This is a genomic window from Dyadobacter soli, from assembly GCF_900101885.1.
Lineage (GTDB): Bacteria > Bacteroidota > Bacteroidia > Cytophagales > Spirosomataceae > Dyadobacter > Dyadobacter soli.
The window spans coordinates 15,050-29,752 of the sequence record NZ_FNAN01000035.1; the positions used below are offsets into that span (position 1 = coordinate 15,050).

Annotated in this window: 11 protein-coding genes; 6 read left to right on the plus strand and 5 right to left on the minus strand. The window is 50.4% G+C overall.

Features of this window, described 5'->3' with window-relative positions:
• Positions 1–14 precede the first annotated feature (14 nt).
• From thrA to BLQ88_RS35340, 6 genes are all read left to right on the plus strand, one after another.
• Positions 15–2,471: a bifunctional aspartate kinase/homoserine dehydrogenase I gene (gene thrA / locus BLQ88_RS35315; RefSeq protein ID WP_090157732.1), complete on the plus strand. Its 2,457-nt coding sequence runs from the start codon at positions 15–17 to the stop codon at positions 2,469–2,471.
• A 42-nt stretch (positions 2,472–2,513) separates the two neighbouring features.
• Positions 2,514–2,891 carry a nucleotidyltransferase family protein gene (locus tag BLQ88_RS35320; protein ID WP_090157747.1) on the plus strand — a complete coding sequence of 126 codons (378 nt, stop codon included), beginning with the start codon at positions 2,514–2,516 and terminating at the stop codon, positions 2,889–2,891.
• Positions 2,849–3,244, plus strand: a complete 396-nt coding sequence (locus BLQ88_RS35325) for a HEPN domain-containing protein (RefSeq protein ID WP_090157733.1) — start codon at positions 2,849–2,851, stop codon at positions 3,242–3,244. The genes BLQ88_RS35320 and BLQ88_RS35325 overlap by 43 nt, the downstream gene beginning before the upstream one ends.
• Positions 3,241–4,173 (plus strand): homoserine kinase, encoded by a 933-nt coding sequence (locus BLQ88_RS35330; RefSeq protein WP_090157734.1) that lies wholly within the window; start codon positions 3,241–3,243, stop codon positions 4,171–4,173. Before BLQ88_RS35325 ends, BLQ88_RS35330 begins: the two co-directional genes overlap by 4 nt.
• Before the next feature lie 313 nt (positions 4,174–4,486).
• Positions 4,487–4,813 (plus strand): HesB/IscA family protein, encoded by a 327-nt coding sequence (locus BLQ88_RS35335; RefSeq protein WP_090157735.1) that lies wholly within the window; start codon positions 4,487–4,489, stop codon positions 4,811–4,813.
• A 133-nt stretch (positions 4,814–4,946) separates the two neighbouring features.
• Positions 4,947–5,846 (plus strand): nucleotidyltransferase family protein, encoded by a 900-nt coding sequence (locus tag BLQ88_RS35340; protein ID WP_090157736.1) that lies wholly within the window; start codon positions 4,947–4,949, stop codon positions 5,844–5,846.
• Between the two features lie 321 nt (positions 5,847–6,167).
• Here BLQ88_RS35340 and BLQ88_RS35345 read toward each other — a convergent pair whose 3' ends face one another.
• The 5 genes from BLQ88_RS35345 to BLQ88_RS35365 form a co-directional block, all read right to left on the minus strand.
• Positions 6,168–10,274, minus strand: a complete 4,107-nt coding sequence (locus BLQ88_RS35345; protein WP_090157737.1) for a T9SS type A sorting domain-containing protein — start codon at positions 10,272–10,274, stop codon at positions 6,168–6,170.
• Positions 10,275–10,445: 171 nt separating this feature from the next.
• Positions 10,446–10,805: a T9SS type A sorting domain-containing protein gene (locus BLQ88_RS37305; RefSeq protein ID WP_090157738.1), complete on the minus strand. Its 360-nt coding sequence runs from the start codon at positions 10,803–10,805 to the stop codon at positions 10,446–10,448.
• A gap of 83 nt (positions 10,806–10,888) precedes the next feature.
• Positions 10,889–12,766 carry an integrin alpha gene (locus BLQ88_RS35355; RefSeq protein WP_090157739.1) on the minus strand — a complete coding sequence of 626 codons (1,878 nt, stop codon included), beginning with the start codon at positions 12,764–12,766 and terminating at the stop codon, positions 10,889–10,891.
• Positions 12,733–13,218, minus strand: a complete 486-nt coding sequence (locus BLQ88_RS37310; protein ID WP_143017012.1) for an integrin alpha — start codon at positions 13,216–13,218, stop codon at positions 12,733–12,735. Before BLQ88_RS37310 ends, BLQ88_RS35355 begins: the two co-directional genes overlap by 34 nt.
• A gap of 150 nt (positions 13,219–13,368) precedes the next feature.
• Positions 13,369–14,523: an integrin alpha gene (locus tag BLQ88_RS35365; protein WP_229213000.1), complete on the minus strand. Its 1,155-nt coding sequence runs from the start codon at positions 14,521–14,523 to the stop codon at positions 13,369–13,371.
• Between the last annotated feature and the right edge of the window lie 180 nt (positions 14,524–14,703).

Below are 14,703 nucleotides of genomic sequence, written 5' to 3' on the forward strand. Positions count from 1 at the left end.
GAATATAGCTTTAAATGAAGGTTCTTAAATTTGGCGGCACCTCTGTCGGATCGGTCGACAGTATCAAAACGGTAATCAGTATCCTCGAAGAAAATCTGTCAAAAGGCGAACGCATCGCGGTCGTTTTTTCCGCCATGGGCGGGGTCACGAACAGGCTCATCGAAATCGGGAAAATGGCGGCCGCCGGCAATACGGAATATGTCGAATTTTTGAAAGGCGTGGAGGAAAGGCATTTCGCGGTAGTGCGCGGCCTGATCCCCGTGAAAAACCAGAGCAGCACATTTGCGGCTGTGAGGGGCCTTTTCAATGAGCTGGAAGACATTCTCCGGGGCGTTTCATGGATTCGCGAACTGTCCGAGCGCACGCTCGACCTCATTATGAGCTTCGGCGAACGCCTTTCGACGATGGTCATCACCGAAATCCTCAAAAGCAAAGGCATCGCCGCGGAGTTCTGCGATGCGCGCCAGGTGATCCGCACCAATGCCACCTACGGCATGGGCGATGTCAATTTTGAAATTACCAATCATTTAATATTAGAGCATTTCGCGAAAAGCACGGCGTTGCAATGCATTACCGGCTTCATCGCATCCACCGCGGAAGGCGTGACCACAACGCTCGGTCGAGGCGGTTCCGACTATACCGCCTCCATCGTAGGCGCGGCGCTCGAAGCCGATTCGATCGAAATCTGGACGGACGTCGACGGTATGATGACCGCCGATCCGCGCAAGGTTGCCAATGCATTCACGATCCCGTCCATTTCCTATGCGGAAGCGATGGAGTTGTCGCATTTCGGCGCGAAGGTGATCTATCCGCCAAGTTTGCAGCCTGCATTTGCCAAAAACATCACGCTGAAAGTCCTTAACACTTTCAACACCAGTTTCGAAGGCACTTACGTGCAGAAATCCGCGAACGGTAAGGAATATGCGATCACCGGAATTTCGTCCATAGACGAGATCGCGCTGGTAAATATCCAGGGCAGCGGGATGATCGGCGTTGCGGGTATTTCCGGACGTTTGTTTACAGCGCTTTCCAACAATGCCATTAGTGTAATCCTCATTTCGCAGGCATCGTCGGAGCATTCGATCTGTTTTTCCATTGATCCGAAGAATGCACAGAAAGCGATTGATGTGCTGGAAAAAGAGTTTGCGACCGAGATTAACCTCGGGCATATCGACGGCATTTCAGTCGAAAAAAACCTCTCGATCGTCGCGATTGTAGGGGAGGGAATGAAGAAAAATACCGGTATCTCGGGCAAGTTGTTCTCTGCTTTGGGTAAAAACGGTATCAATGTGGTAGCCACCGCACAAGGTTCTTCGGAGCTGAATATTTCAGTGGTTATTTCAAAAAGCGACCTTTCCAAAGCATTGAACGCGATTCATGGGGTGTTTTTCCAATCGGAAACGCGCTCGCTGAACCTGTTTATCGTCGGGGTAGGGCTGATCGGCGGCACGCTGATCGAGCAGATTCGCAACCAGACGAAATACCTGCGCGAAGAAAAGCTGCTCAACCTGAATATCGCCGGTTTATCCAACACTAAAAAAATGCTCCTCGACCCGGACGGCATCAAGCCTGAAAACTGGCGCGACCGCGTGATGGACGAGGGCGTGAAAACCAGCCTGCCCGCATTCGTGCAGCGCATGATCGAGCTCAACCTGCCGAACAGCGTTTTTGTAGATTGTACTTCCGACAAGGACATCGTGCAGTACTATCATATGCTGCTCGACGCGAGTATCAGCGTCGTTACGCCGAATAAAGTAGCCAATTCAGGCAGCTATTCGGAATACATCGCATTGCAGCGCACCGCATTGCAACGCGGCGTGAAGTTTCTCTACGAAACCAACGTCGGCGCAGGTTTGCCTATTATCAATACCATTCAGGGCTTGATGGCGAGCGGCGACAAGTTTTTGAAAATCGAAGCGATCCTCTCGGGAACGCTGTCCTATATATTCAACAATTTCGGCGGCGACAACCGTTTTGTGGACGTCGTAAAAGAGGCTAAGGCCAAAGGCTTCACCGAGCCCGATCCGCGCGATGACCTTAGCGGCGCCGATGTAGGCCGTAAAATCCTTATCCTTTCACGTGAAGTTGGCGTAGCATTGGAACCGGAGGAAGTGAAAATCTCACAAATCCTGCCCGGTAACTGTCTCAATGCTCCCACCGTGGATGCATTCTTCGGCGAGCTGGAAATTTCCAATGCATTCTTCGCAGATATGCAATCCGCCGCCGAAGCAAACGGTGAAAAACTGCGTTACATCGCGACCCTCGAAAACGGCAAAGCCACGATCGAGCTCAAAACCGTCGATGCATCGCACCCGTTTTATACCCTGTCCGGCAGCGATAACATCGTTTCCTTCACCACGGAACGTTACAAGGACCGCCCGCTGGTGATCAAAGGCCCGGGCGCCGGCGCGGAAGTGACCGCATCGGGCGTATTCGCGGATATCATGAGTATCAGTAGCTATTTGGGATAGAAGGAGTTAAATTGCGGTAGTTATTCTGAACCATTTCGAGCGATGAACAGCAGAAAAGTACCGGAATCGATTGCAGGGCTGGCGGAAGAGTTTGCGAAAGGAATCCGTGCGCTTTATGGCGACCGGCTCGATAGGGTGATACTCTTCGGTTCCTACGCACGCGGTGAGCAGCACGAGGAGTCGGATGTTGATTTTTTGGTGGTACTGGAAGGCATTGAGATCAATGGATATCATGAAATTGGGCTGATGAGCCCGTTTACATTTGAAATGTCAATAAAATACGGCTTGTCGGTATCTGCGGTACCGATGTCGGCCGGGAAGTTTGAGGGCAATTGTTCGCTCCTATCAAATAATATACACACAGATGGAATTTTATTATGGAAAAAGCACCGATCGAAAGTATCGTTGAAAAAGCATTAGACTGTCTCAAGAATGCCAGACAATGTCATGTTGGTGAAATGTATGATGTTTCTTTGAACCGTTCTTATTATGCAATGTTTCATAGCATCCAGGCAATGCTCACTTCAATTGGAGCTAATCTTAGCAAGTCTCATACAGGGACGCATAATGCCTTTCACAAAGACTTTATCCTGTCGGGCATCATGAATCGTGATCACGGAGTTGCTTTGAAACGCATTTTTGAACAACGGCAGTTCGGTGATTATGATTATCAAGAGGTGCGGGAAGAAGATGCGGCCAAAGGCCTTGCGGATTCGGAAATGTTCGTCAACGCCGCACTGCAATATTTAAAAGAAAACAACCACTTAAAGTGAATTCAGTAAAAGCTTTTGCGCCGGCGACAGTCGCTAATGTGTCGTGTGGGTTTGATATTTTCGGGTTTGCTATTCAGGAGCCGGGGGATACGGTCGAGTTGTACAAGCGGGACGAGCCCGGGATTGTCATCACGGACATTACAGGCGATGAAGGGCGGCTTCCGCGGCAGGCAGAGAAGAATTCAGTGACGGTGGTAATGCTCGCTTTGCTTAAACATCTGGGTATCAAAGACCTGGGTTGTGAGGTGGTTTTACGGAAAAATATGCCTCTGGGCAGCGGAATGGGGTCGAGCGCTGCGAGTGCTGTGGCCGGTGTGGTGGCGATGAACGAACTGCTTGGCAATCCATTGAGCCGTAAAGAACTGCTTCCGTTTGCGATGGAAGGAGAACGCATTGCTTCGGGTTCGGCGCATGCGGATAATGTGGGGCCGTCGCTTTTGGGCGGTTTTGTCGTGATTCGGAGCTATAATCCATTGGATATCTTTACGATACCAGTTCCTGAAGATCTGTATTGCACGCTCGTGCATCCCGACATCGAGATCAATACCAAAGATGCCCGTTTCATTTTGCGCAACGAGGTTTCTCTGAAAAATACAATCGCGCAAATGGGTAATGTGGCCGGTCTGGTGGCAGGCCTCATGAAAGCGGACTACGATCTGATCAGCCGCTCGATGGTGGATGTGATCATCGAGCCTGTCCGTTCGATACTGATCCCTGAATTCAAAGAAGTGAAACAAGCCGCTATCTCGAATGGCGCGCTGGGATGCAGTATTTCGGGGGCAGGGCCGTCTATGTTCGCGCTCAGCCAGGGTATCGAAAATGCTCAGAATGCCGGAAAAGCCATGCAGGAACGATTTGCAAGTGCTGGTATCGAGTCGGCGGTACACGTTTCGGGCATTAACCAGGGCGGGGCGGTTGTGCTTCAATGATTGAATGATTGAATGATCCGCCGTGGAACGGGGAATGAGTGACCGGGTCGCCGGGGCGATGAGTGATCGGATTGCCGGGGCGATAGTGAACGAGCCGCGTGGAACGGGGAATGTGTGAATGAGCGCGTAACGGAATGAGGTGCGGAGAAAATGCCGTTAGGCATGTAATATTGGTAACAAACAGGGTCTTGCAATTTTCAGGAAATGCCCCTGGGCATGTAACAACAATTGCATTGGCGTGTTTTTGACTCCAATATGAACTTTCAGGTTCTGTTAAAACGTTAATTTGGTCAGGTAATAAAACATTAGAAAAATGGTTACGGTAAGCGATACAGCCAAAAACAAAATTGTAGAACTCCGCAAGGCTGACGGTTTTGACGATGATTATCAGATTCGTGTAGGCGTGCTTGGCGGCGGTTGTTCGGGTTTGACATATAATCTCGAGTTCAACTCCGAGTCGAAGCCGAATGATATGGTTTTCGAAGACAAAGGTGTGAAGATTATCGTTGACAAAAAGAGCTTGTTGTACCTCGCCGGAACGACCCTCGATTTCTCCGACGGGTTGAACGGAAAGGGATTCCAGTTCATCAACCCTAACGCTACACGTACCTGCGGATGCGGCGAAAGCTTCGCGGTATAATTAAATTATTAAAATATTTTATTTTGAAAAAACGCGCTCCGAATCCCGGAACGCGTTTTTTTTATCGTTTTGAATGGGTTTATTTTGAACCGTCTTTTACACACCGCATTAAGGAACGTTTAAATCCATTTGAATGAAACCAACTCTTTTGATTTTAGCTGCCGGCATCGGTAGCAGGTACGGAGGTATCAAGCAGCTCGACCAGTTCGGTCCCAACGGAGAAACCATCATCGATTATTCTTTATACGACGCCATTCGCGCAGGTTTTGGAAAAGTAGTATTTATCGTACGCCAGGAGATCAAGGACACTGCCGAGGCCGTTTTTACCCCCAAACTCAAAGGTAAAATCGATTTCGACTTCGCCATTCAGGGCATTCAATCCTACGTTCCCGAAGACCTCGGCGCCGTAGAACGCACCAAACCCTGGGGTACAGGCCACGCGACACTTTGCGCCTGGGAGCAAACCGACACGCCATTCGCGGTGATCAATGCCGACGATTTTTACGGTCGCGACGCATTTGAAACCATGGCTAAATTCCTGGAAAGCGACACCAACGATAAGCAGCACGCGATGATCGGCTACGAGTTGAAACGCACATTGTCCGAAAACGGCACCGTCTCACGCGGCGTATGCGTAGAGCGCGACGACCATAACCTGGATTCCGTCGTGGAGCGTACCAAAATATTCGAAGAAAACGGGGTAATCTATTTCGAAGAGGGTGAAACCCGTACCGAACTCGCGCCGGAAACGCCCGTGTCGATGAACTTCTGGGGCTTCAAGCCCTCGATGTTCCCCATTACCAAAGACCTTTTCGAGAAATACGCCCGCGAAAATATCAACACCCCGAAGGCAGAATTCTATATCCCGACCGTCATGACGCACATGATTAAAAGCGGCGAAGGCGACTGCCGGGTATTCCGCATTGCTTCCGACTGGTTTGGCGTTACCTATCCCGAGGACAAGCCATCCGTACAAGCTTCGCTGAACGCGCTGCATGAGGCGGGGATTTATCCTCAGAAGTTGTGGGATTGATCCATTCGTTTTGAAACAAGTAAGCGTTTCAACAAAAAGGCGTTCACGAACCTCGCGAACGCCTTTTGCATTACATCTAAACCATATCTCAATATTGGTAGGTCTCTTTGCAATCAATTCTTTATCAGTAGCTTGCGTAAAAAACGGGAATCGTTAAAATTTGAATTTGGCGAGGCTTCCAGGGCAAATGCACTTCAATTTGATACAAAATAGATCGCAATAGAAAATTCAATGTCCTATCGGCTGGAAATGAATGTGTTTTCGGAATAAAAAATGCTTCCCGGAAGCCAGGAAGCATTTCAAAATACAAGTTGTACTCTCCTATTTTTGAATTAGAACTTTGTGCGAGGTTTTGGATCCATCCTTTTTGTTGATCATCAGGATGTAAGATCCCGCCGGCAGATGCTTCACATCCAATTCAGTTTGCGGCTTCGCCGATGTGAAAGCCATCGTGCCGTTCGCCGAGATCAGTTGCAGCGATTTGATCTGATCCAGGTTGGTGGATTGGATAAAGAGCCTGTCGGAAACGGGGTTGGGGTATACGGTTACGATTTCTGTGTATTCGGGCTCCGTATTAAGAATATTCGCAGTTTCAACTTTTTCGCTAGCTAGTACTGGTGGGCCATCGAGCGGCTGCAAGTACAACAAATATTCCGGCACTGCACGCCATGGACCATATACCTGGCCTGTCAAGGCCGTTGCCAGTTCATATTTGAAACGGACTCGCAGCCGGGTAGCCTCCCAGGGCTTGTTAATACCACCCGTGATTTCAACACTTTGCAATGTGCTGAAAGCGGGTTGCCACCCGTCAATTATGGTGCTGTTGGTGATTGGATTATTCGCCCCTTTTGAAAAGCTGGTACCATTTTGTGCATAATCCCACGCCAGACGACCATTGTTACGACCCAGGAAGGAAGCAGGATAAATACCCACGTACACAGAAGTCTGGGTAGTTTGTGAGTAAGTCATCCGGGTAAGGTTGGAATTGTATAAGCGTATGTTGTTTCGCTTATTTTTCCCCGCAATACCGTCGTTGCCAAAATACGCTCTTACCGTACCACCATTTGTGACGCCGCTTTCGTCTAATCCGGGCGAGCCGACAACGACATCACTGTAGCCATCACCATTCAGATCACCTCCGCCGCTGACTGCCTGTCCGAAATGCTCTTCCACCTGTTGTCCAGTCAATGAAAAGCTGCTGGTGATATTAACGCCGTTTGGTGCTCCATGAAAAATCCAGATGCCACCACCATTGGCTAGGGCATTGTCGTAAAGGGGCGCACCGACGATCACATCGCTGTACCCGTCGCCATTGACATCTCCTGCACCTGCAACCGAGGTGCCGAAAGCGGCCTCGGCCTGGTTGACCTGTAGTGTTGTCACCGAAAACGACGAACATCCATTCACTGATCCGTAAAACACCTTCGCGACACCCTCATTATTTTCGCCACTGGTGATGCCAGGTGCGCCGACAATAATGTCGCCGAAACCGTCTCCATTGACATCACCAGCGCCCGAAACAGCCGCGCCAAAACTCGCATTAGGCGTGTTTGAGGTTAACTGAAGATTGCTCAATGTATTATTTGGGACACCGTTTAGCGAACCATGCCAGATGTGAATGGAGCCCTGGCCATTTGATGAGCCTGACGCACCGGCGACAATATCCGCAAAACCGTCACCATTGACATCAGCCGTTGCAAGGCTGGAACCAAGCTTTGTTCCGATATTTGGGCCATATACATTAGTATAAGTAGTATTGTTAACGCCGTTGGCAGAGCCTGGATAAATCCCTATTAATCCGGTTTCTGACTTGAAGCCATTCTTGGCAAGAGGTGCACTGATGATGATATCCCCGTAACCATCCCGGTTAATATCTCCACCGGCGACACTCGTTCCAAACAAATTGCCAGAGCTCTGATAGAGTGGGTGACCAGCCGGTATGGTTCCTTGTGAACTGCCCGTAAAGAGATACGCGATTCCTGTCGAATTGCTGAATACTGCTCCGGTAGCACCCACTACAAAATCATCAAAGCCGTCACCATCCGTATCGCCGACACCAGAGACCGAACATCCGAATTTGGCATTAAGTTGATTTCCTTCATATTTGACCATACCTATTACCCCGAGGGACGCGTCGCCCAAAGATAGAAATACAGCCCCTTCACCAACAGTTCCACCATCAAAGTTAGGTGCTCCTGATACAACGTCGTCCAATCCATCACCATTATAATCGCCAATAATGCTGACAGACGAACCATCTAGGGCTCCGGAGGTAATAGCGTAAGAAGCCGTTTTAGGCGTGGCTCCCACTGTCCCCGCGCCGCCATGATACACAAACACCACACCTTCATCCGTGTGCCCGTGATCATAAGCGTAACTGCCAATCAAAATATCACTATAACCATCGCCGTTCACATCACCGGCGGAAGACACGGCCCAGCCGAGCCAGGCATCGCCCTGGTTGCTTTCGATGAAGCTCGCTGCGGTAGTGTTAAGTCCGATATTGGAACCGTGATATACAAATGCAGCTCCTTCGTGGTTCTGACCATTACTGAAATACCGGGCACCAACGATTAAGTCACCATAGCCGTCGCCGTTTACATCCCCGGCGCTGGCTACCGCCCAACCATAATTTGCTTCCAGCTGATTACCTTCAATGGTCTTGTTTGCCACCGTATTGATTCCGGTTTGTCCGCCATGGTGAATGTAGACAGCTCCTTCATTGCTGAGACCTCCATCAAAATTGTAGGACCCGATCGCGATATCGGCAAATCCGTCGCCGTTTACATCCCCGGCCGTCGAAACAGTGTGGCCGAAGCGGGAATCAGGCTGTGTTCCAAGGATCGTCTGTGGCTGTGCGGCGCTGATGGGGGCTGAATTGAGGGTGCCTTTGAATACGAATGCAGCCCCTTCGTTGGTTTTGTTAGCATTAATATCATAGAGCCTTGCACCTACGATGATATCACTTGCACCATCTGCATTGATATCTCCCGCACCAGCGAGCGCGTAGCCGAACATCGCGTCGGCCTGATTCGATTCCAGGATTTCCGTTTTGTTGGAGTCATAGCCTCCGTTGGCGACGCCGTAATAGAGGAATGCTACACCTTCATTTGTCTGATCTTTGTCATACAAATGCGCGCCTACCATGAAGTCGCTGTATCCGTCCGAGTTCACATCGCCTGCCAATGCAACTGAGATTCCAAACTGGGCTTCCGCCTGGTCGGATTGCAGTGTTACAAAATTACCCCAGACGATCCCAATCGGTGCATTCTGAGGATCGACCGGCCCGCCGAAATACAGGAATGCAGCGCCCTCGCTGTTTTGAGCGGGGCTGTCTTCCCAGAACGGTGCTCCTACGATGACATCGCTGTATCCGTCTTTATTGACATCGCCGGCGCTGGACACCGAATAACCCATTTGCGCGAACGGTTGGTTGCGGTTCAACCTTTGGGCGTTGAGGGTAATGCCGGTCGGCGAGCCAGGAAATACAAAGGCAACGCCGGCGTCTTCACCATTCCAGTCGTATTTGGGCGCGCCAACGATGACGTCGCTGTACCCGTCCTTGTTTACATCGCCAGCGCTGGCTAGGGAATAGCCCAGCCCTGCATAAAACTGCTCCGACTCGAGGGTTTTGTTAACATTATTAGGCGTGCCATTTGCCACAATCGGGTCAATGGTTACAGGATATGCGGCGCCCTCGACGGCCACGTTGATCTCAACATGGTTATCGACATATGCCAATGTCGCAGCCAGCGGCTTTTTGTTGGCATCCCAGCAATGCAGGTCGCTGTACACCACGAAGTTTTCAAAATCGCCTTTTGCATTCTCGCGATAAAAGCGGATTTCGTTTTCGCTGCCGTTTTGTGCTTTAAGGCCTTTGGCTGATAATTTAACCTGCAAATTCCGGGTGTTTTCGGGCGCCTTGCTCACGATGAAATTCTGGCGTACGCCATCTTCCGTGTTGATAAACTCTTCCGTGAAACCTTTGTGGTCGATCAGCAGCTTGTTTTCATTGTTCGTGGGAGTAGCACTGGATTGTGGCGAGAAGATTTGTTTGCCATCCGCAAAAATCCCTTCATTGATCAGTTCCAGCTTGAAATTGTGCCCGGTAGAATCAACACGGTTCTTCACGGTCAGATTTCCCGGTTTATAATACGCCCGCAGGTTCTGTTTGCGGTTCGGGCTTTGCAACGATTTCGTCACGTCGTCGTAAGAAATGTGATACTCCTGTTTGGCGATCATTTCTTTGATACTCTCAACGGTTTTCGCCGACAAACCGGCTACCTGTTCCTGACCGGCAGATGGGTTTTGCTGTGCCGAAATCTGGCTACCCCGGAAACTGTACTCGGAATTGCTGGTAAAATAACCCGCGGCACCTGCCGCCAGGGCCATCGCTGCGAAGAGCATGGACTTGTAAGTGTGTTTCATGTCAATAATATTTTGGTAAAAAGAGGTAGTGGCAAATGCCGGATCAAATTTTACACTGGTAGAATGCTTTCAGCGAATCCGTTTAGCCTGGCGGTTGCTGGAATGATTAAAAGGCAACAGGCGGCCCTCTCCGAAGCGTTGAAGGCCGCCTGTTTGGTAATACGGGTCGTACTATTTTTTCACAATGACTTTATGCGAGCTCTGCGAGCCATCCTGCTGGGTGACAAGGAGCAGGTACATTCCAGGGGCCAGGTTTCGCACATCCACTTCCGCAGCGGCATTCTGCGATTGGTAAATCAGCTTCCCGGCCGGAGTAAGCAGGCGTACAGAACTGATCTGGCCGGCATTCTCCGTTTTGATAAACAGCTTGTCCGAAACCGGGTTAGGATAGGGGACAACGGACAGCCCTGTATTTTCGCCATCCATGGCCATCGCCTTACTTTTAATGGTTTCCGCCATCGCATCCTCCGGTACCGGGGCACTGTTATAGCCCGTCAATTGCGACTGCAAATATCTCCAAGGGCCATACATCTGCCCGGTGATCGCGAGCGAAGGCGAGTACCGCACGCGCACGCGGACTTTGGTGGCGATGCCGTTCTTATTGACGATACTTCCTAAAATACTACCTCCAAGAGCCAGATTGGTGAAATTGGGAGATATTCCTGTGAAAAGATTACTTGTGGTGATCGGATTGTTTCCGACTTTCGAAAACGGAACTCGGCTCCCATCGTTTCCCATACCAGCTTGCCTTTGTTTTTTCCAACAAATGATTTTGTAAAAAGGCCGGATATAAAGTTCGGCTCGCTGAACTGGGCATAGTTGATAGGGGTGAAATTGGTGTTGAATAACCGGACATTGTTTTGTAAACCCTTGCCATTGTTGCCGTAAAACACCATTGCGCTGCCGACATTGTTTCCTGCGCCGGCGTTGGCATGTGGCGTGCCAATGATAATGTCGCTATACCCGTCGCCGTTCACATCGCCCGCGCCGGAAACGGCGAAACCCAGATTTGCATTGTTCTGGTCGCTTTCGATACTGAAAGATGCTGTTGGTTTGATACCGATTGGTGATCCATGGAAAACAGCGATTTTACCTTCTTCTGTTTGCCCGTTCGAAGCGTATTTTGCACCGATAACAATGTCGGAGTATCCGTCACCGTTCACATCCCCCGCGCTTTGTACGGAACTGCCAAACTGGGCACCCAGCATATTGATTTCCAGGATAGCTGGTGCCGGATTTGCGCTGATGACACCGGAGCTGTTTCCATAGTACACAAAAGCGACGCCTTCGTTAAATTCGTTTTTGTCGTAGTAAGGTGCTCCTACGACGATATCGCCAAAGCCATCGGCATTGACATCACCCGCAGAGGCTACCGACGCTCCAAACCAGGCGTTCGGTTGATTGCTTTGGAGGACCTTACCCGCGGAATTGATCCCGCCGTTCGCTCCTTGGAAAATGTAAGCAGCACCTTCCTGCACTTCTCCCAGGCTTTCGGCATATGCTCCGGCGATAACGTCCGAGAATCCATCACCGTTGATATCCCCTGCCGAGGAGACGTCGCTACCGAAGCCGGAGTTGACCGAATATCCTTGTATCATTGTCGGATTTTGAGCGCCATTATTAGATGAGCCATAATAAATGTAAATCGCTCCGAAGGTATTCTGGCCGGAAGCGAAATTCGGGGCACCTATTACCACATCGGCAAAGCCATCCCGGTTAATATCCCCGGCCCCTGAAACGGATGTTCCGAGACCGGCATTGGCAACATCTTTTTGCAAGGTCTGGCTAAGCCCTGCAACGATGCCGGAGTTGGAACCAGGAAATATAAAAGCAGCTCCCTCTTTGTTTTGCCCGTCACTATAATCACGGGCACCGATAATAATGTCACCATATCCATCCCCGTTCACATCACCTGCGGCCGCAACAGACGATCCAAAATAGCTGCCAGGCTTGGTTTTGCTTAGTATCACCTTGTTATTTGCGTCGATACCATCAGCCGAGCCATTATATACGATTGCGATTCCCCCTGTAATACCGTTATAATCGTATTCCGGTGCGCCAACGATTACATCATCGAAGCCGTCGCTATTCACATCACCTGCGCTGGCTACCGAATATCCTATCATCGCACCGCTGACGCCGCCAGAGAGTGTTAACGCCTCATTCGTACCAATCCCTTCCGCTCCGCCATGGTACACAAACACATGCCCTTCGTCAGTCTGTCCATTGTCGTAGGTATAGCAGCCCACCAGGATATCGCTGTAACCATCGCCGTTCACATCACCGGCGCTGGCAACGGCGGTTCCGAACCAGGCGTTTGCCTGGTTGCTTTCGAGCATGGAAGCATGATTGGTTATGTAACCCTTCTGCCCGTGGAACACGAACACGGCACCTTCGTTGAATTGGCCATTATCATAATATTCTGCTCCCAAGAGAAAGTCAGAAAAGCCATCGCCATTCACATCGCCTGCGCAAGCGATCGAAGAACCCATGTGGTCGTTTGCATTGAAGCCAAGGAACGTTTTTTTGGTGTCGAAGAGATGCCCGCATTAGATCCATAATGCAGGTATACTGCTCCATCATCCTGCATGTAACCATCATGCAAATAGGCACTAATCAATACGTCACTATACCCATCCCCATTCACATCCCCGGCCGAGCTTACCTTGTTACCCATTGCGGCATTCACCTGATTACCTTCAATAATCACCGGATTGTTCTTATCCAAACCATTTACGGTTCCACGGTAGACATACGCAGCACCTTCGGAATCTTCGCCATTGGTGTAAAACCGCGCACCTACGAGCACATCGCTGAAACCATCGGCATCGATATCTCCTGCGGAGGCGACGGAATAGCCGAAGTGTGCATTGGGCTGATTGGATTCGAGTGTAACGACCTTGGTATTCGGGTCTCCATTTGCGCCCCCCGTGGCAGAGTGCAACGGTACCTTCCTTGCTTTGTCCGTTCGAGTCCTGGTGAGCGCCTATTAACACGTCGCTGTATCCATCCCCGTCCACATCGCCAGCGGTGGATACGGCTATGCCAATCAGGGCTTGCGCGTTGGTGCTTTTGGTGTAGGTGTAGTTGGTGATTACTGCCTGGGGAGAGAAAAGTTGGCTGAACCAAGGTAGAGTTTCGCCGCTCCCTGATCAACCTGGCCGCCGTCGTAATAGGGTATCCCTACAATCACATCGCTAAACCCGTCGCCATTGAAATCCCCCGCAGTTGAGACCGAATATCCTACCTGGGCACCAACTTGATTAGATTCAAGTGTAACGGCAGTCAAAGTCAATCCGCTGGCGTGTCCCCTGTAAACAAAGGCCGCGCCTTCATTATCTTGCCCTTTGTCATACTCCGGCGCACCTGCTATCACATCACTATACCCATCGCCGTCCACATCGCCTGCGCTGGATACCGAGAAGCCCAAATGCATATAGCTCTGGTCGATTTGAAGTATCTTATTTGCATTCTGCGGTGTCCCATTCGCTATGATCGGATCGATAGTAACAGGATATGCTGCATTAGCCACATCCACGCTGATCTGAATGCGGTTGTCCACATAGGCAAGCGACGCATTCAATGGCTGCTTGTTGGCGTCCCAGCATTTGAGGTCGCTGTACACGAGCTCGTTGCGCGTTTCTCCTTTGTTTGTTTCGGAGAAGAAACGGAGTTCGTTGCCGGAGCCTTGTTCTACTTTGAGGCCTTTGGCGGTCATTTTTACCTGCAACTCGCGGGTGCCTTCCGGAGCGGATTCAATGATGAAGTTCTGGCGGACGCCTTCTTCATTGTTGATAAATTCCTCGGTGAATGCATTGTGGCTGATCTGGACCTTGTTGTCGTGGTGGGCGGCCTTTGCATGGGCTTCCGGCGTGTAGAGCAGCTTGCCGTCGGCGAACACGCCTTCATTCACCAGCTCCATTTTGAAGCCTTCGCCGGTGGTGTCTACGCGCGTTTGCACGGTGAGCTTGCCCGGTTCATAGTAAGCCCGGATGTTGTTTCTACGGTTGGGGCTTTGCAGCTTTTTCTGCTGTTCGTCGTAGGAAATGTGGTATTCCTGTTTTTCCAGCGAGCTGCGGATGTCGGCCAGTGTAGCTTCGGACATTTCCCCGGCCAAAGCCTGGGTTTGTTGTGTTTTTACAGGTTTTCGATGCAGCGACCGGCTGATCCGGTCGATCGAATAAAAAAGCGCAGCGAATGCTGCCAGAGCCATGCCGACATACAGAATGGGCAAGTAACGACTTTTCATAGTCAAAATACTTTAAGTGAAACAAGCGGTTACGGCGAATGCCAGTGTAAATTTTACCGATCTCCGATCTCAAACCAATTAGCCGCCGGGTGAAGGGGAATGATTAGCCGGAAAAACCTACCCGATATGGGCAGTACGACTAGAAAGTAAAACGCCTCCCACGGCATGGGGGAGGCGTCG